General features: G+C 36.1%; 18 protein-coding genes. 6 read left to right on the top strand and 12 right to left on the bottom strand.

Features of this window, described 5'->3' with window-relative positions; genetic code table 11:
• The first annotated feature begins 317 nt into the window (after positions 1 to 317).
• Positions 318 to 815 (top strand): YdeI/OmpD-associated family protein, encoded by a 498-nt coding sequence (locus LEP1GSC199_RS04050; RefSeq protein WP_039926045.1) that lies wholly within the window; start codon positions 318 to 320, stop codon positions 813 to 815.
• 30 nt (positions 816 to 845) lie between these two features.
• Here the strand turns inward: LEP1GSC199_RS04050 and LEP1GSC199_RS04045 are convergent, their stop codons facing one another.
• Positions 846 to 1,832 (bottom strand): M14 family zinc carboxypeptidase, encoded by a 987-nt coding sequence (locus tag LEP1GSC199_RS04045; protein WP_002977912.1) that lies wholly within the window; start codon positions 1,830 to 1,832, stop codon positions 846 to 848.
• A gap of 254 nt (positions 1,833 to 2,086) precedes the next feature.
• Between LEP1GSC199_RS04045 and LEP1GSC199_RS04040 the strand changes: the two genes are divergently transcribed.
• Together LEP1GSC199_RS04040 and LEP1GSC199_RS04035 are read left to right on the top strand one after the other, a co-directional pair.
• Entirely contained in the window at positions 2,087 to 3,064 is a 978-nt protein-coding gene (locus tag LEP1GSC199_RS04040; protein WP_002977901.1) for an alpha/beta fold hydrolase, read from the top strand.
• Between the two features lie 55 nt (positions 3,065 to 3,119).
• The gene (locus LEP1GSC199_RS04035; protein ID WP_039926042.1) at positions 3,120 to 3,725 is read left to right on the top strand and encodes a DNA-3-methyladenine glycosylase I; all 606 of its coding nucleotides are present in this window, start codon (positions 3,120 to 3,122) and stop codon (positions 3,723 to 3,725) included.
• A gap of 132 nt (positions 3,726 to 3,857) precedes the next feature.
• On the opposite strand, the gene LEP1GSC199_RS04030 is transcribed toward LEP1GSC199_RS04035, so the two are convergent.
• Together LEP1GSC199_RS04030 and LEP1GSC199_RS04025 are read right to left on the bottom strand one after the other, a co-directional pair.
• Positions 3,858 to 4,289, bottom strand: a complete 432-nt coding sequence (locus tag LEP1GSC199_RS04030; RefSeq protein WP_002977857.1) for a nuclear transport factor 2 family protein — start codon at positions 4,287 to 4,289, stop codon at positions 3,858 to 3,860.
• 47 nt (positions 4,290 to 4,336) lie between these two features.
• The gene (locus tag LEP1GSC199_RS04025; RefSeq protein ID WP_039926019.1) at positions 4,337 to 4,774 is read right to left on the bottom strand and encodes a MarR family winged helix-turn-helix transcriptional regulator; all 438 of its coding nucleotides are present in this window, start codon (positions 4,772 to 4,774) and stop codon (positions 4,337 to 4,339) included.
• Between the two features lie 146 nt (positions 4,775 to 4,920).
• On the opposite strand from LEP1GSC199_RS04025, the gene rnk reads away from it, so the two are divergent.
• The gene (gene rnk / locus LEP1GSC199_RS04020) at positions 4,921 to 5,337 is read left to right on the top strand and encodes a nucleoside diphosphate kinase regulator (protein WP_002977859.1); all 417 of its coding nucleotides are present in this window, start codon (positions 4,921 to 4,923) and stop codon (positions 5,335 to 5,337) included.
• 150 nt (positions 5,338 to 5,487) lie between these two features.
• Here rnk and LEP1GSC199_RS04015 read toward each other — a convergent pair whose 3' ends face one another.
• The 9 genes from LEP1GSC199_RS04015 to LEP1GSC199_RS03975 form a co-directional block, all read right to left on the bottom strand.
• Positions 5,488 to 5,847 (bottom strand): cysteine rich repeat-containing protein, encoded by a 360-nt coding sequence (locus LEP1GSC199_RS04015; RefSeq protein ID WP_002977845.1) that lies wholly within the window; start codon positions 5,845 to 5,847, stop codon positions 5,488 to 5,490.
• 199 nt (positions 5,848 to 6,046) lie between these two features.
• Entirely contained in the window at positions 6,047 to 6,667 is a 621-nt protein-coding gene (locus tag LEP1GSC199_RS04010) for a glycosyltransferase family protein (RefSeq protein WP_002977819.1), read from the bottom strand.
• Positions 6,668 to 6,724: 57 nt separating this feature from the next.
• Complete coding sequence (locus LEP1GSC199_RS04005; protein ID WP_002977910.1) at positions 6,725 to 7,492, bottom strand: OmpA family protein; 768 nt, start codon at positions 7,490 to 7,492, stop codon at positions 6,725 to 6,727.
• Between the two features lie 56 nt (positions 7,493 to 7,548).
• Positions 7,549 to 8,751 carry a hypothetical protein gene (locus LEP1GSC199_RS04000; RefSeq protein ID WP_002977884.1) on the bottom strand — a complete coding sequence of 401 codons (1,203 nt, stop codon included), beginning with the start codon at positions 8,749 to 8,751 and terminating at the stop codon, positions 7,549 to 7,551.
• A 5-nt stretch (positions 8,752 to 8,756) separates the two neighbouring features.
• Positions 8,757 to 11,480: an Ig-like domain-containing protein gene (locus tag LEP1GSC199_RS03995; protein ID WP_232420626.1), complete on the bottom strand. Its 2,724-nt coding sequence runs from the start codon at positions 11,478 to 11,480 to the stop codon at positions 8,757 to 8,759.
• Positions 11,481 to 11,997: 517 nt separating this feature from the next.
• Positions 11,998 to 12,627 carry a DUF2306 domain-containing protein gene (locus LEP1GSC199_RS03990; RefSeq protein ID WP_002977927.1) on the bottom strand — a complete coding sequence of 210 codons (630 nt, stop codon included), beginning with the start codon at positions 12,625 to 12,627 and terminating at the stop codon, positions 11,998 to 12,000.
• A 141-nt stretch (positions 12,628 to 12,768) separates the two neighbouring features.
• The gene (locus tag LEP1GSC199_RS03985; protein WP_002977862.1) at positions 12,769 to 12,963 is read right to left on the bottom strand and encodes a hypothetical protein; all 195 of its coding nucleotides are present in this window, start codon (positions 12,961 to 12,963) and stop codon (positions 12,769 to 12,771) included.
• Positions 12,964 to 12,976: 13 nt separating this feature from the next.
• Complete coding sequence (locus tag LEP1GSC199_RS03980) at positions 12,977 to 14,434, bottom strand: NAD(P)/FAD-dependent oxidoreductase (RefSeq protein ID WP_002977935.1); 1,458 nt, start codon at positions 14,432 to 14,434, stop codon at positions 12,977 to 12,979.
• Positions 14,435 to 14,745: 311 nt separating this feature from the next.
• Positions 14,746 to 14,979, bottom strand: a complete 234-nt coding sequence (locus tag LEP1GSC199_RS03975; RefSeq protein WP_002977865.1) for a hypothetical protein — start codon at positions 14,977 to 14,979, stop codon at positions 14,746 to 14,748.
• Between the two features lie 258 nt (positions 14,980 to 15,237).
• Between LEP1GSC199_RS03975 and LEP1GSC199_RS03970 the strand changes: the two genes are divergently transcribed.
• Entirely contained in the window at positions 15,238 to 15,630 is a 393-nt protein-coding gene (locus LEP1GSC199_RS03970; RefSeq protein ID WP_002977914.1) for an STAS/SEC14 domain-containing protein, read from the top strand.
• 9 nt (positions 15,631 to 15,639) lie between these two features.
• On the top strand, positions 15,640 to 16,905 hold the full coding sequence (locus LEP1GSC199_RS03965) for a methyl-accepting chemotaxis protein (protein ID WP_002977916.1): 1,266 nt from the start codon (positions 15,640 to 15,642) through the stop codon (positions 16,903 to 16,905).
• The last annotated feature ends 196 nt before the right edge of the window (positions 16,906 to 17,101 follow it).

Genomic DNA, 17,101 nt, shown 5'->3' with positions numbered 1-17,101 from the left:
AGTACTAAGCCATATACATAAAAAACCAAAAATCAAAAAATGAAATTTGGGTATTAATCCTGAACTAAGTAACCGTAAAGTTATCAATAACCCTACACTATCAAAAATAAGATTTAGTATTTCACTTACTTGATACATATATTACCGAAACCGGAGTGATCCTGGATTTTCCTAGACGGTATACTATAACAGGATTTTATTTATGGTAAAGTGATTATTTAGAAAAAAAGGGAACATAAATTCCCCCAATGAAAAAGAATCCGTTTATCAGAAAAAATTGATTGATCAGATCCAGATTTATTTCATACAAAATGGGAATGGCCGATTTTCCCTTTTTGAAATTCTCTGCAAAAATTGAGATTATAGGGATCAATCCATTTGTATTTTTACCCAAACACATTTTATCATCATTGATGGAACAAGCGAAAACTGATAAAGGTAAAATTCGAGTCACTCTCAAAATTGATGGATTCCAATTCACGCAAACACTTGTTAAATATAGTGGAGAGTGGCGTCTTTATTTGAATACGCCGATGAGAAAGGCTGCAAAAAAAGAAGTTGGAGACCGAGCAAACTTCGAAATAAAGTTCAATCCAGAAAAAAAGATTCAGCCAATATCCTTGGAACTCAAAGCAGCATTGGAGAAAAATAAAAAAGCAAAAGCTAAGTTTGAAACATTAAGTCCTTCTCTTCAAAATGAAATAATGAGATATATCGTTGGGTTAAAATCGGAAGAAAGTAAAAAAGAAAACGTAATTCGCGCCATTCAATATTTACTAGGTAAAACAAAATTCCTCGGTAGAGAAATCGAATAAATTTACCAACTTCACCTTACAAAACGACATTCAATCTAAATCCATTGGTTTCATTTTTGCAAGTCGCAGAACATCTGTCAAAAATTTCCGATGACTAATGATCGACTCTTGTTTCGATTCGCGAGCCGGATTGAAGATACCGCGTTTGCGAAAAACTTTCCATGGATCCAACTGAATATCAGACCACGTACCAATTTCCAACGTTAATGGGAGAAACCTTGAACCATTTGGATTCGAATGTGCTTTCGTTTTTTGATACTCGTTATAAAGCCGATCCCAAAGATCACCATGGGTTGTGTATGTTTCACTTTGCGGACCGAACTTATAAAGTATATGATTGAATTTTGTGGTAAGATGATTTGCGATTTTCTGAAATAATGATTCATCTGCACACTGCTCATGTGTACCTGCATAAGGCCACCAAACATGATCGATAGCACCAAAACCTGAATGAACATCGATGACAGGGATCATGGAGTTTTCAGCAGGTAACAGATATTCTGTGTAAAATCGATCTAAAACTTTGGATTCTGCTTGTAAGACATTCCCCCTATAATAAGGAAATACATTTGAAATTTTATGTCCGCCAAAAAAGAAGGGTGCCTTCACTGCCTCCACACCAGAGTTTCTCATCAGATCGACACCACTTGGGTTCGATCTACGTTTCATTGCCACCCCACCTGGGTTCAGAATGGGAATACAAACAATTCCGAGCTCCCCATCTTTAATCTCTCGATACAATTCGGATGTTTTGCGCGCAAAAAGATCATCTAAAAAATCTAATAAAACTCGGATCCCAATGGTTTCAAGTCCATGAACACCCGCAACAACACCGGCGACATTCCGTTTGATTGCCTTTTCCTTTCCAATTTCTAAAACATATATAGGGAACCGAAAACCTTCGGCCGTTTTTGTAGAAAATCCAAATTGTTTAAATCGAACTAATTTCCCACCTAACTTAACAATTTTTAGAATTCTGTTTTCATATCGATTAAGACGTTTCATTCCTCTAAGCATCAATTATTAACCTAAGAACCCTCGTTACATTATTAAGACTCACGGAACCAAAACTCATTAGAACCGATAGAACTCATAGTCTCAAAATGAATCCTTTTAGAGAAATTCTATTTAATATATTTATATTACAATTTGGTTACGAAAAATAGGATTAGAGGAAAGTAAAAAAAACAGGTTAAGAAGATTTCAATAAAGAGAGAAAATATATTCAAATATCATTTACGAAAGAACCGGAAGACTTTCAAGTTTACCCAATGAGACAACCTGCACCCAAACCAAAATCAAAAAAATACAAAGAAGAATCCATTACAATTAATGGTATTAATATCCGGGTAGGTATTTGGCCAGGGAATAGACAAACAATCGTTTGTCTGCACGGATTGTCAGGAAATTTATACTCAATGAAACCTTTAGCGAAAAATTTAAACCGTTTAGGTTATAGAGTTTTGTCTTATGATTTACGTGGTAGAGGTAAATCAGACAAACCAGAGTCTGGTTATGGATTTCAAAATCATATCAAAGATCTGGAAGGTATCATTTCTCATTTCAAAATTAGAAATCCGATTTTTTTTGCGCATTCTTTTGGTTGTATGATTGCCCTTCGTTATGTGATATCCAATCCTGGAGCTGTCAAATCTATGATCCTTATGGATGGAGGAGGCCTACTTTCCCTTTCCAAAAGACTCCAAATTCTAAAGGTTCTACAACAATCCTTCGAAAGACTGGATGTTACATATCCAACGATTTCGGATTATTTGAAACTAGTAAAAAACTCACCTCTAGTGCCTCATTGGACCAAAGATATCGAAGACTACTTCCGACTCGAATTAGAAAAAACTAAAAATGGTTATGTTTGCCATATGCCGAAGTTTGTTATGGAAGAGGAATTAAAAGAAATGGGAGGTTCTATGAATCTTTTAAAGGTAATCAAATACTTGATGAAGGACCCCAAAAGAGTGATTTCGAAAATCAAAGAAAACAAAAATTTGGAGTTTGAAAAAATACAAACGCCGACCCTCATACTTCGTGCCACTGAAATGAACTTATTCCCCAAAGATGACTTATTGCCTAAGGAATCATTCGAATCCATGTTAGAACGAATTCCAAATTCTCAAGGGATAGAAATCAAAACAAACCATTATGGAATTCTTTTTGACAAACTAAAAGAAAGAGACTCATCCATCGAATTTTTTTTAAGTGGTTTGAAAACCAAACAAGGAATTTCTAAATAACTAAATTCCCTGTTTGACGCAAGAATCTATCGTTTATGAAATGGACTTCGATGAAATGAATACTCATACTGAAAAGGAACGCTGTTCCTGGTGTTTGAAATTTGACCAATACATTCAATACCACGATGAAGAATGGGGGGTTCCCGTCCACGATGACAAAACCCATTTTGAATTTTTGATTTTAGAAGGTGCACAAGCAGGACTTAGTTGGGCAACTATCTTAAAAAAACGGGAAGGTTATAGAAAATTATTTGCAAACTTTGATCCAACAAAGGTTGCAAAGTTCACTGATAAAAAATTAGAAACCATACTTCTTGATCCATCCATTGTGCGAAATCGATTGAAAGTATTTGCCACAGTTAATAACGCAAAACGGTTTTTAGAAATTCAAAAAGAATTCGGATCCTTTGATTTTTACATTTGGAGTTTTGTAAAACACAAACCAATCACAATCCGCAGGAAAAGTTTAAAAGAAATACCGGCAACAACAAAAGAATCTGACGCACTGAGTAAAGATTTGATCAAACGCGGATTTAAGTTTGTAGGTAGCACGGTCATTTACGCACATATGCAAGCCTGTGGACTCGTCAATGACCATGTCGAAACTTGTTTTCGTTATAAAGAACTAATGCTAAACTCTTCTGCATCCCGCAAAAAATAACATTAACAACTTCCTTTTCTCTTTGTTTTTTCGAATCGTTCTATTTGCTCGGGGAAACATCTCTGTAATCTCCCAAATCAACAACTCATTACGTAAGGAGATTTTTTTACGAGCAAATGGTGGATTTGAAATTTATTTCTTCTCAGCAACCACCACTGCTTTGATCATTTTCCATTCCCCATTGTCAAAATAAAATGTATACATTGACTGGAACTTCATCACCTTACTTTCCAAATCAACTTTGACAAATCCAAACTGGTCAATAAAATCTATCGAATGAATGCGGACATCTCTCTCCACTCCACCGATCTTTCCATCCTTTAGCGATTGGATATAATTTGTTTTATTGGAACTAAATATAGAACCACTTCCTTTTATATAAACACTATCCGCATAATCAGAATGAAACTTCGATTCTATTTCTGAAACTTTTCTTTCGTCTATATTCTTCATAATGAAGAGAAACTCTTTCCTTAAAGATTCCTCATTCCTTTCTGCGCTGATTTGATTTGTGATCATAATTCCTCCTAAAATCACTAAAAATCCAAAAACTTTTTTATTCATTCCAAAACCTCACTTCGTTGCTATAGCAACATAAAATACAAAAAAAATCAGTCTATCGATTCCTCATAAATTTGATCAATAATCCTTTTAAACGTCTTAAAATCCTGAGTTGATAGTTTTTTAAACATCCGTTTTCTTTCTTCCGTAACAACAGAGGCCATCAATTGATAAATCTCTGAACCTTTTTTTGTAGGAAATACCTGGTTTTTCCTACCGTCTTCCGGATTTGATTGGATTTTGATCCAACCCTTCTCTTCCATGTTTCGGAGTGCTCTTGCCATAGACGGCCTATCATCAAAATCCCTTCCCAAATCCGATTGGCTACAACCAGGTTGTTTCATTAATCGAACAAGAACAAACCACTGCTCTGGAAATAGTTCCAAGCCATTTGCTGAAGCCAACCGCATAAACTGACGTCGCAAAGCTCTAACCGTACGATAGATCAAATATGCATAGGAATTCTCTAAATCAAATGAGTCGGACATCTGTTGCTATAGCAACAATAAACCAACTTCCCATATTGTCAACTAAGAATCAAGTTTTGGGAACCTTAAATTAGACAATCAACCTTGACAGTACAACTATCTTAATTATAGTCTAAAGTTTTGCACAAATCTAAAGGAGTATTAAAATGAATACGAAGAACAAAATATGTGTCACTCATTTTGACTATAACCGATTAAAACTAATGATTTCGGATTATACAAAAAGAAACAAAATGGACCCAAATACAAAAGATCTACTCGGCGAAATAGAAAGAGCTCAAAAAGTGGATTCACATTCAATTCCAGCAAACTTTGTTACCATGAATTCTGTGATTGAATTAAAGAATTTAAACGAATTAGAATTTCAAGAATTTAGATTGGTTTTTCCCGAGGACGCCAATACGGAGCAAAATAAAATTTCTGTTTTGGCACCGATAGGCACTGCGATCCTAGGTTACAAAATTGGCGATGTGATTCATTGGAAAGTCCCAGGAGGAGAAAATCAGTTCCAAATCACGAGTATCAAATACCAACCAGAAGCTAACGGCGATTACCATCTGTAATTAAAATTGCTTACAGAAAATGTTTCTTTTGGCGTTCCCAATCCAATTCCTGATTGGAATTCCTTCAAAGAAGGGCCGGGCTCCTTCGGGGTCCGCGTTCGCTCCCGTCTGCCTCTCGGCAGACCGAGCCCTCCAGATCCCTAACGTTTGTCATATTTCGTTTAACACAACCTTACATTGGTTAGATATTTTTGATTCATTTTCGAATAGACATTTTAAAATTCTTCCACCGCCAGGAATGATCCAACGACAATGTTCACTCACATCGTCTTTACAAAAACCTTGCGACTTACTCTTCATAGTATCTGAAAGTGCACTTTGTCCAGCTTCACAAACATCCGAAAGATTTTTACCGCGTTCTTTCAAACATTGTAGAATCCTTGCTTTCGTAGGTTTGATCCCTTGACAATAAGTGGCTATCTCATTCTGACAGACTTCGTAAATGGGTTTTGTTTCTGCAAATAAGGATAGGTTAAAAAAGATAATAAGAATGAGTGTGTATAGTTTCATATATAATTTGTTCCTCTTGTTTAAAAATACAATGGTCTGAGAGTCATAGTTCGGAATCAATTTTCCTATTTGTAAATTAAGAAGGCAAGTCCATTATTTTGCAAAATTGAAACCTCCATTAGGAAAAATTTCCACTTTTTACAAACACGAACAGTTTGTATTCAAAGGGAAACTAAAACCTTGCGTTGAAATATGGTGTTTATCTTTGGTATAAAGAAAATAATATGGATGATGGCAAACGGAGGAAATATCCCAATTTTAATAATTGATTGAGTAGCGATTGTTTGATGATTCCATTTTTTTCAAACCGATGGGCCGAGGTAATGGCTGGGTACGGCAAAAGAACTGGCCAAGTTATTTTACGAAATTTTTGACTAAGCTCCGTATCTTCAAAAATATATTGCAGTTTTAGGTCCGATTGCCAAAGCCTTCTATCAAAAAAAACACAATGATCAAGATAAACTATACCCTTTCTCTTGAAACGAATGAAATTAGAATACCATGATATAAACCTTAATAGGAAATGTTCTTTATCAAATTGATGTAAAAACCCACCCCACCTAACTTTTTGTTCTTTCTGACAACTCAATTCGATTAAGTAGTTTATCGCCTCTCGGGGTAAGTATGTCCTAGGATGATGAAAGAGAACCACTTCGCCCTTCGATTTGTGAAATCCTATATTCAATCTTTCTGCGCGCGAGGAGGCTTCTAAAAAACTTACAGGAAGAATTTCAACCTCTGTATGGTTTTCAAAATCCTGAAGGGACTTTTGAAATAGAGCATTCTTTCCATCGTCTGTAGGAATAACGATACTCAACATCTATGTTTCTATTGATTCTATCATGATCCAATCAATAGAAACCTGCAAAGTGAAAAATCATTCTTTAATTAAATAGATATGAATCGTTGATTGTGAATCACCAGCCACTTCTTTTGTACTTCCAGTGACTTCACGATCAGAAATAAAAGTTCGAATTCGATTCTCATCAATGGCTTCTTTGCTTAAAACCTGTTTTATTTCATCAAATCGACGTTTTACAAGACGAACTTGGTAAGCCAAATCGCCGGTAGTTTGCGATTTACCAACCAATACAACTTTGAAAGGTTCCTCAGATTTTAAAATATCACGAGATAAACCAACTAATTTCGCTTTGGAGTCATCTGTAATTTTATAATCATCAGGAACAAACAATACCATTTGTATCGGTGTTGTTTGGCCCTCCGGTCTCCAATAAGATAACTTTGAAGGTAAGGTATACGAGTTTGGTTCTTTTTTTATGGAATCCAAAACAACCGATTTCGGACAGTAAACTTTGATTTCGGTAGAAGAATTAAAAGATAATAAAAAACCCAAAGTTGTTACAACAATATCCCAAGGTTTTGCGTAGGATTTAGATTCTAATACAAATAAGTCGGTTTGATTAGTTGTAGAACTTGAATCTAAATTATGCGAATAAATGGGTAACAAAAACAGTGCTCGATAGGTGCGTTCTTCAGAAGTCATCTCACAACCATTTGGTGGATTGATGGGGAGATGACGTTTTTCTTCCAAAGGAATGCCGAGGGACGAACAAGACGTTGCCAAAAGACCAATCAGGAGGAGTAGAAAGATATTTTGTTTACAATTTTCTTTTTGAATTTCCATAACGATTATGTATTAATAATAATGTTGGTTCCAATAAGGAAACTGTTTTCTACCCCTCATTCTTTACTAATTCCAAATTTTGGCAAAAAATAGCCGATATGCCTATCCGCAGTCGGATTCGGTTGGTTAGGTCCAGGTGTTGGCAGTGTCCAGGAGTCCAAATACTTTCCGTTCGTCGTTATAAAATCTGAATTCAAATAGTAATTTTGAAATTCATTTTCTTTATGATCAAATTTGATAAAATCAATTGGAGAAAACTTAGCTGAGGTTAACCCTGGTTCGGTTTGGTATACAAAGTTGTTAGTTGCATACATATCTAAAATGAGAGTCTCTCGATTCCCTTCAGGCAGGTCTAAAACAATAAGCCCATCCTCGTTGTATCGATCCATGGAATATTCATTGTCTAGGTATTCAAAATCCAAACGGTCCGTAAAGGGGGCTGTTAACAAACCCCAAAAGGGATTGTTTGTGGGATCAGCTAGTTCTGCCGCTTCTGTTCCCGCATTTCTGTGAATGCGAGGAGAATAGACAGCATTGTCTTTTAAACTTAAGTAACCAGTTGTTGCGGAAATAAAGTAGTTAATTGAATTCACTTTTTCTACGCTACTATCAAAGGGATATGCATTCAAAATACTTCGCCTTCCGTGCTGCGGATCTGCTTTCCCGGTTTCGGATTCATACCACATTGCATAGGAAATGTATTTGTTATGTGAGTTTGCTAATTTTGCTTCATCTAACTCACATTTTATGGCTCCAATCTTAAGTCCTATTCGATCATACTTTCCATCTTTCCAGGCAAAAGGATTTACGTTACCCGATCCACTGATTCCGAAAAAAGACTTACCAGAATCCAAAGGGTAGCTCACTTTCATACGACCCCCGTTTTGGTTATCAATCCAGTCTCCGTCATAAACAACAGCGGATGCATTGGAAATTCGTTCTTTCCCTAGAGCGACAGATCCTTTTTCCCATACTAGGATAGTATAAATATTTAATCTGGCTTTTTTACATCCCACCGAATGATTTAATTTTCCATCATTGAGAAATCGAGCCGGCAGAGGATTACTCCCTCCAGCCCGAAAGTTTTTTACCGAAATTTGCGAGTTGGCAGATTCTACAATCCGAAAGACAATATTTTTCTGAGAGAGTAGTAACAAACCAAAAAACAATTCATCCGTGAGATCATTTTTTTTGGTTGGGCCACAAGAGGCCGCAACAAAAGAAAATAAGGATACTAGTAAAGTGGTTTTCACTCGCATAAGTTTTACTCCACACACTCATCAGAAATTGGACTCAACAATTTTTGATTTGCGCGAATCGTCAGGTAGTCATAAAAAAGAAACTCTTGGTTATCAACATCAAAGAACTTGCCTCTAACTTTCCAAGGATCAGAAATCTCCAACTGATAAACCGCATTCGGAGAGTAATCACAACGTGTAATATTCAAAGGCCCACCATAGTTTGGACAGTAATAACTAGTTGACGTCACAATTTTTCCATCTTGGACAGGAGCATTCGTCCATTGTGTTTCAAACACACCTTTTTTGATATTGGCATTGTATTTATAGACAGCTGCTTTTCGGTTCAATGAGCCTTTGTCAAATTGTAATCGAATGTCTTTATTGGTATAGGACATCGCAACATCAGGGACTGTGCAATACACGGGAACGGAGTCAAAGACGGAAATTTGTGCAGGAATTAATATACATAAAAATCCATAGGGAATGACAACTGAGAGATTCAAACAAGTTCGGAAATCAGGATTCTCAATTCTACGTTCCACTGTTCTCCAGCTACAAATAGCGCTAGTTTGGCGATCATACTTAATAAGTTCAGGGATTTTTAAATTGAGTCTTAGATAAGCAGGTGGATTGGAATTTACATTTTCAAAGTCCATCAATCTTGAAAAATTAACATTTACCTTCGCATTATTAGGACAATTAACAAGATTCACATTATTGATTTTTGGTAGAGAAGGTGTCAACCTGTCAGCGGTGGTAAAAAAACGAGAAGCAGTTGTCGTAACGGAAGCAATTCCATCTATGTTGCGAATTCCAGAAGGCACTGTATACTCGTATTCTTTATCACTCAATACTTGGTCTGGATTCAAATGGTAAATTGCTTCACCAATCACAGGGTCATAAGATGTTAAAATAACGTATTGTAATCCTCCATCGGAAAGATTTTCCAAACGAAGTGGATTGAATTCGAGAGAGTTCCGATCCATAACATCATTAAACTTAATTTTGATATTGATTCCACTGAAGTAAAAAACATCTCTTTCTTGGTCCGGAGAAACAGATGTTACTTGTGGCGGAGTTACATCTGTTGTTCTGAATGGATGGACCTTTCCGGTTGTCATAACATTTCCGAAACTATCTTGGATTCCCGGAAGAATTTCTAGTTCGTATTCTGTTTTTTCAATGAGCGAATTTGATGGGATATTGATGTTTATTCGTCGGTTAGGATCATCATACACAACCGAATTAATAGAAACGAGTGTCCCCGATTGTTTGGCTCTTAAAACAAATTTGTTTTGGGCACTAGATCCATTCAAAGCTTCGCTAAAGTCTACACGAAAACTGGTGATGGTAGGATCCACCCTTTCGCCTTCAGGAAGGATCAAACGAACAAAAGGTGCCTCCGTGTCTTGTGTGATTAGAAAGTATTGTTTTGATAAAACAGCTAAAAAATTTCCGGATGTGTCTTTTGCTTCCGCAGAGGAAACCAAAAGGTAAGCGGCATCACTTCGTAATGGTTTTGATGGATTGAAGGAGAAAGTTGCTGTTTTTTGATCCGCACTGAGTGAAGAAAAGATAATTTCCGGGTCACCCAATCCAACTAAGCCAAATCCTTTAATCGTAGCTGGATCCATTGGTTCACTGAAATGAATTTTGAATTCTGTGATGTTTGGATTTACATCCTGTCCCTCTGGTTCAATCGAAGTGACTCTTGGTGAAATTATGTCTACTGTATGAAACGATGTTACCAAACGATATCCGTTTTCTAAATTTCCAATTTCATCAGTCACACCGTTTACGTACAATGCATAATTGGCATCAGAGTCGAGAGTGAATTCGTTTTTATAAGTGACAATCTTTCGATCCAAGGAAATTGACACAAACTTCAAAGGAGCATAAAGATTTTGGTCTCTGGAAACAAATCCTGAATGAATGACTGTCAGTTCGTTGACAGGTTCATTGAAGGTAACTGTGAAAAAATTACCTGGTTGTAAAGGGAGGACATTTGTATTAGGTGTTCCAGAAACTATCTGCGGTCCCACCGTATCATTGTTATTTGTAGGGTCATACGGAAAAGAATCAATTATATTGGCCGCTCCGTCTTGATCAAAATCGTCAAAAGGAAAAGAAAGTCGAAGAGGATCCGTACCTGGAGCATATTCCGCTTTTACAATATTTAAAAATGGTATAAATGTTCTTGAAAATAAGGAATAAAATCGATTCCGATTGCTGAGTTGATTGATATCATCCAAATAATTACGAAATTGGACTGCTGCCATTCGAATGGATGCCGAATCAGTGATGATTCTTGCGACAATCATTTCGATGTTTACATGTAAGGCTGCGTAAATAGAAAAATGATTTAACTCGGTGGTGAGTTTTCCTGCAATTGCGTCCACGTTCGTTTTTTGTTGTTCCCACTCTTTGTTTGCTGGATTGAAATAATAAATTTGAGTGAGTTCGTTTTGAATTTGTGACTGGACGGACTTTGGATCATACTTAGTTGTCAGAGTGACTGGTTTTGCAAAACTAGTGCCTTCTGGTTCTAATATAAGTTTTGAAGCAACAGGAGTCATTCCAGGAACATCTGTTCCCTTCATCTCTTCTACTCGCATAGTAATGACTACATCTTGAGATAAAGCATCCTTAGGAATATTCAATGAAAAAGCTTGGTTCTCAATTGTACCACCATTTTTACCGATGGTTTTTGAAACAGACCCATTCCCTGAGAAAAAGACAGAGGCCATTAAGAATTGGTTTCTTAACTGCAAAGCATCTTGGGCTTTATTTGATTGGAAAAGGCTGAAATTTCCATCTCCGTCCATAAACGCAGCACAGGATGAAAATACTATAGATGTAGCGATTAGAGTAAAGCTAACGCATACCCTCTTAAAGAAATGTTCCATTTTCGACTCCGAAGTTTTAGCATATAATTTTTGTAACAGGTGCAATGTGGTTTTGTGGAAACAAAAAAGCAATGCGAAAACGATTTAGAGAATTAAATTTTTATGAAATACCGTTTAAAACGTTTTGAACTAGATTCAAAAACATTTTAAACGTTTTTAAAAACAAGAACAATGATCAATGAGTTACTACTCATCGCCATCTTAGGGAAATCGGAAAATGAAATTGTGAAATTTTTCGTCTATATTTTGTTATGTGGAAAAATAAAAACAGCCATCCACTTCGGGTTTTTACGCTGGTGGGGCAGTTCTTTATAAGTTTTTTACCACTTGGGTTAAAAAGATTTTACGATACGATCATTTACTTTCGATCTTTACGAATGATCCATTCTGCAAATAAAAAATTGATGAACCAACCTGCACCCATCATTAAATCTCTGGGAATTCCAGAAGGATCTCCACCTACCAAAATGAACCAAGGCAAATGGGTAAACACTTGTGTTCCTGCACCCATTCCAATCGCATAACCACGAATCATCCAATGGCTATGTTGTGAGATCTTCTTTTTTCTAACAAAAAAGAAACCAACGAATATACAGACAGTCATCCAAATCCCAACAACCATACGAATTCCAAATAACCAATCTCCATCAGTTGGAACTCTGGGATATACAAGAGTAAGCCATAAACCGGAAAGTGCAGAAACAAGTCCCATACACACAAGGAACCTTCCAGAAATTCGATGCCAAACTATATGTTTCTTTCGAAAACCTGGAGCAAACTGAAAAGCACCTAAAATGCTAAAAGCAACCACCGCAAGAATATGAATGATTACAGGAATAGGATCGTTAAAAAAACGTTGGTTTTCCACTGTATAACCTTCACCTTTCATTAGTTGAAGGAAACGAATGATACCTGCAATACCAGGAACTAAACTTAGGAAAAGAAGAGAGCCAATAATCCAAAAATCTTTTTTTGTATTTGTTGCCATAGGAATCTATGGCTCATTGCCTAAAATAATTAGAGATTCGGCAACAAAAAAAGGATATTAGTAGGTAGATTTTCTCTGCCTTTACCGCCTATCGTCCGAAAGGTGATCTAAAACAAATACCAACATATCTTTTCTACAATATCAATGATGAGACTTGAGGATCATCACCATCATTCGAATATTGATCCATAAAAATCGTATCAATTGCCAAGGTAAAAATGTACGAAAGAATTTCGTTTTTGTATTAGGAACTGCGACAAAATCACCTTGTTGGTAGGAAGAATTTAATTCTTCTTTTTCTAATAAGACTAACTCTACTGATTCATTACCTTTCATATACATACTCCCTTCATTCTGGAATCAACCACCAACCTGGTTTACACTTTGCTTTATACATAAACATATAATGCAAAACCATCTTAATCCAATGGCCAGCAAGACCAATCTCTCCCGTAGTATAAGTAAGAGACCTACCCCATTTCGGATACTGTTTGAAGTCAGGGACAATTGGATAAACTGTCATAGAAACGGCAGTTCCAGAAAACACACCATTGCCCGCAGAGGCGATACAAGCAGCGCCCATCTCCGCCATAGAAGCCCTGTGTTTTAGTTCTTTGGTTTTAGTTTTTATTTGGTGGGCTATATTTTGTGCCACAACTTTCCCCATAATGGCAGAGGGCATCCCTGTTCTCGGAGGTGTTGGAGAAATTTGAATTCCTTCACTGTTTTTCATCACTTTAGAAATGGGATGTGGGGGAGCAAAAGCAATTCCTACTCCAAAGAGATTGGAATAAAATGGTGACTGGTAAGTACTTGGCCAATCTTTTGCATCCCATTTTTCATACACTTTCGCTTCATAGTTTGCGTCAACCTTCATCATTCCATTGGCAGCAAACAATGTCGAGGTGATATCCTCCCCATTGTTTCCATAGGCCTTTAAACCCACCCCACTAAAAGGGGGGATTAACATAGAAAAATCATACCGCACAAATCCATTTTCCCCTTCGAGCGTTGTATAATGAATTTTATCTTTTTCAATTTTTGTTACATGGGCCCGAGTTTTCCACTGGATTCCCCTTTCGGTGAACAAGGATTCTGCAAATATTTTACTACTTGTGACGTAACCACCTTGTTCTAAATGCATTCCCCCCATACCAAAGTCACCTAACTCATATTCATTGGAAATCCAAAGAATTTTTGCCTGGTCCCTTACGCCTGCCTTTCTCAATTCATGGTCCACGTTAAAAAGATATTCAAAGGCAGCACCTTGGCAGGTACACATTCCATGTCCTGTTCCAAATACAAATTTAAAAGATTCTCCCTTTTTCATTCTTTGAATTAAAATTTGTAATTTTTCATTTGCTTCTTCTGCATGCAAATAGGTACAGACTGAAACAGTATTCCCTTCCTCGGGACCAAGACCTGGCGTTGCAGAGAAGTTAAGTTTAGGCCCTGTCGCATTGATACAGTAGTCATAAGTGAGGCGACCTATTTTACCTTTTGATTCTGGAGCCGTAGATTCGTATTCAACAAAGGCGTCTTTGGAACCTTCTTTCCCATCAGGATATAAAGAAGTAACTTTGGCTTGAATGAATTGAATTTTCATCTTATCGTAAATCGGTTTTAATCCAAAAGTTACTTCCTTGGGAACCATCGCGCCAACACCTACCCAAATATTCGATGGAATCCAATTCCAGTTTGCATTCGGAGAAATGACGACCACCTCATGTTTTTTACCCAAGTATTTTTTGAGTAACGTAGCCGCTGTATGTCCTGATATCCCTGCACCCAAAATCACTGTTCTCATACTTTTATACCTATACCCCTATATGTATATAAGCAAAACAAAAAGCAACCCAATCTTAGCCTGAGCCAAACATTTCCAAAAATATTTACTGAACACAGTTTAGAAAAAATGCATTAAAAAATGATAACAAAAGCGGAAACGGTAATTTCCGGGATAGAATCATTCTAAGAATTTGGAATCAACAAACTAGTGTTACTAAATAAAACAACAACCGTGATATAAATTTGAGTTTTGTTGAAAGGATTAAGATTTTTTCCAGAGATTTGGAATTTTTTAATCAATCAAGCGGAAACATCGGGTGTAAGACTACTCTACTTCGACCTAGATTTAACCTCATCAAAAATTTCCTGATAGATATTAGCACCTAACTGGTATTCAATTTCAGATTTTCCAACTCCTTTTAAAAATTCCGCAAATGTCCAATCGGAACGATTGGGGTCCTTCCCCGAATCAAACCAATCTTTGAATATGACATGGTTTCCTTCCAATATAACTTCGACTAGGTGGTATGGTTCCGAATTTTGCCAATATCGATTTTTAGTCATGATAGATTTGTTACCTTTACCAAAGACTACTATATTGGGATTGAAGTTTCAACTTTTTTCATAGAATTTAACACCTATAGATATGTTATCTATTGTTTATCTAAAATATCTTTATAAATCAATTCAATCAATCTCGGGCTCTCAATGGAAACATTCATTGAGTTACAAAATAAAAAAATGATAACAATAAACTAGAATTACCTTGCATTTTTCGTCTCTAAAAAATATGAATCAGATCAACAAGAAGGATAAAATCGAATGATCATATTTCAATGCCCCACAGCAGTTACAGAATACCTAGAAGATAAAAAGATCGTTGTTCTTACGCAAACTGGGAAAAACACTGGGGCAAATTTAAAGGAGAGTCTTGACAAAGGTGTGGAGGCACTCATCAAATACAATGCAGTTAAGTGGTTGTCCGATAACCGAAATATGGGTACACACACTGCAGAAGATGTGGAATGGCTGAACAACGATTGGACTCCGAGAGCCATCAAAGCCGGCTGGAAAAAATGGGCACTCATCCAACCTCAATCAGCACTCTCTGCTATGTCTGAAAAAAACCTTGTCGATTTTTTTGCTTCCAATGGTATCGAAGTTAAAATATTCGAAACTCCAGAAGAAGGACATAAATGGTTGGATTCAGTCTAGATTCCATTCATGAAACATAGTAAAACCACCCAATACGTAGCTCTATCGATTGCCTTAATTTCAACTCAGCTTGGTTCTTTGGCGTATCAATTATTTGGTATTCCAGAATTAAGTTGGATCATGATTTCCATCCAATCGACTGGGCTCCTTTTCTCTTTGATTACTATATTATTTGCTTTATTACAGATCAGAAATTATAAAAAACAATTTTTGATTATCAAAACGACAATAACCAATGCAATTAAGGGAAATTTATACATTGAACCTTCGATTAAAGCAAAACTAAAAAAAACTAATGAAGTAGATTCAATTTTGCTTTCCTTGTTCGAACTGTTACATATTTTCCAAGATATCATTGCACTTTTAAAAGATGCAACGAAAGGACTATCCGCATCTGTAGATGATGCGAAACTAGCCGATGATTCCTTTAATTCCAGTTTAATCAGGCAAAAAGATTATTCTCAAAATTTAGATTTAACGGTTCGTAAAATGACGGACAATATGACAAACATCGAAAATGCATCTGCGAATAACTATGCAACATTGATAAGTGTTTCCGAAAGTATCAAAGTACTTTCGGAACATATAAATGAGTCAGAAGAGAATAGTAATCTATCAAAAAAATTGACATTCGGTATTTCCGATAAAATCCAAAAAGGGAATAAAGCATTGGAAGAGATGGCCAATGTAATTGAAAACATCGCCATCAGTTCAGGTAAAATTGAGGGTATGGTCATCGTAATTAAGGAAATTTCTGAACGTGTTAATTTATTAGCCCTAAACGCTTCTATAGAAGCGGCAAGAGCTGGTGAATATGGAAGTGGATTTGCAGTTGTTGCGCAAGAAGTTTCCAAACTGGCCACCCAAACATCCAATAGCATCAAAGAAATTGATAATAACGTAAAACGCAATAAAGGAGAAGTAACTCTCAACCGTCAAAAAATCAACGAAACCAATCAATTGTATAAAGAAATCATTAGTGAAGTAAAACAGATTTTTGAGAAGATTGATTTCATTTCAGAATCAGCAACCAATCAAAGTCAAATTAAAGAAAAACTTCTATCTGAATCTGACCAACTATCACAGATGTTAGCCGAGATCAAAGAGAACATCGCCGATCAAAACAACTCGCAAAAATTAATTTCCGATGTTGCCCAAGCAATGGATTCAAGCGTAAAGGCAACATTTTCTGAAGGGGAAAACCTATCAAAATTATTAGAGAAAATTAAATCCACAACTGATGATATTGGTGGTGTAATTTTATTATTCAAATAATACTTTAACATAAATAATTCCTATAGGATTTATAAATCATATTGTTTTTGTTTTATAAATCCAAACTTGATGATAAGTTCGTTTGGTTCCTTCTCCGAACTTCGTTCTTAAAACAGATTGTCAAAATATTGCATCCGCAGTAAAAAAATTGGACATTTTGTATTTTTTCTAACCATTCCCTAACTTTCATCCAAAC

The sequence above is a fragment of the Leptospira vanthielii serovar Holland str. Waz Holland = ATCC 700522 genome (assembly GCF_000332455.1).
GTDB lineage: Bacteria > Spirochaetota > Leptospiria > Leptospirales > Leptospiraceae > Leptospira_A > Leptospira_A vanthielii.
Note: the sequence above shows the minus strand (reverse complement) of the source record. Positions and strands in the feature narration are given on the sequence as shown.

Bases quoted from the DNA above. Each gene is read 5' to 3' on its own strand.
- LEP1GSC199_RS04050 (WP_039926045.1), top strand. From the start codon at position 318: ATGGCCGATTTTCCCTTTTTGAAATTCTCTGCAAAAATTGAGATTATA.
- LEP1GSC199_RS04045 (WP_002977912.1), bottom strand. From the start codon at position 1,832: ATGCTTAGAGGAATGAAACGTCTTAATCGATATGAAAACAGAATTCTA.
- LEP1GSC199_RS04040 (WP_002977901.1), top strand. From the start codon at position 2,087: ATGAGACAACCTGCACCCAAACCAAAATCAAAAAAATACAAAGAAGAA.
- LEP1GSC199_RS04035 (WP_039926042.1), top strand. From the start codon at position 3,120: ATGAATACTCATACTGAAAAGGAACGCTGTTCCTGGTGTTTGAAATTT.
- LEP1GSC199_RS04030 (WP_002977857.1), bottom strand. From the start codon at position 4,289: ATGAATAAAAAAGTTTTTGGATTTTTAGTGATTTTAGGAGGAATTATG.
- LEP1GSC199_RS04025 (WP_039926019.1), bottom strand. From the start codon at position 4,774: ATGTCCGACTCATTTGATTTAGAGAATTCCTATGCATATTTGATCTAT.
- rnk (WP_002977859.1), top strand. From the start codon at position 4,921: ATGAATACGAAGAACAAAATATGTGTCACTCATTTTGACTATAACCGA.
- LEP1GSC199_RS04015 (WP_002977845.1), bottom strand. From the start codon at position 5,847: ATGAAACTATACACACTCATTCTTATTATCTTTTTTAACCTATCCTTA.
- LEP1GSC199_RS04010 (WP_002977819.1), bottom strand. From the start codon at position 6,667: ATGTTGAGTATCGTTATTCCTACAGACGATGGAAAGAATGCTCTATTT.
- LEP1GSC199_RS04005 (WP_002977910.1), bottom strand. From the start codon at position 7,492: ATGGAAATTCAAAAAGAAAATTGTAAACAAAATATCTTTCTACTCCTC.
- LEP1GSC199_RS04000 (WP_002977884.1), bottom strand. From the start codon at position 8,751: ATGCGAGTGAAAACCACTTTACTAGTATCCTTATTTTCTTTTGTTGCG.
- LEP1GSC199_RS03995 (WP_232420626.1), bottom strand. From the start codon at position 11,480: ATGGCCTCTGTCTTTTTCTCAGGGAATGGGTCTGTTTCAAAAACCATC.
- LEP1GSC199_RS03990 (WP_002977927.1), bottom strand. From the start codon at position 12,627: ATGGCAACAAATACAAAAAAAGATTTTTGGATTATTGGCTCTCTTCTT.
- LEP1GSC199_RS03985 (WP_002977862.1), bottom strand. From the start codon at position 12,963: ATGAAAGGTAATGAATCAGTAGAGTTAGTCTTATTAGAAAAAGAAGAA.
- LEP1GSC199_RS03980 (WP_002977935.1), bottom strand. From the start codon at position 14,434: ATGAGAACAGTGATTTTGGGTGCAGGGATATCAGGACATACAGCGGCT.
- LEP1GSC199_RS03975 (WP_002977865.1), bottom strand. From the start codon at position 14,979: ATGACTAAAAATCGATATTGGCAAAATTCGGAACCATACCACCTAGTC.
- LEP1GSC199_RS03970 (WP_002977914.1), top strand. From the start codon at position 15,238: ATGATCATATTTCAATGCCCCACAGCAGTTACAGAATACCTAGAAGAT.
- LEP1GSC199_RS03965 (WP_002977916.1), top strand. From the start codon at position 15,640: ATGAAACATAGTAAAACCACCCAATACGTAGCTCTATCGATTGCCTTA.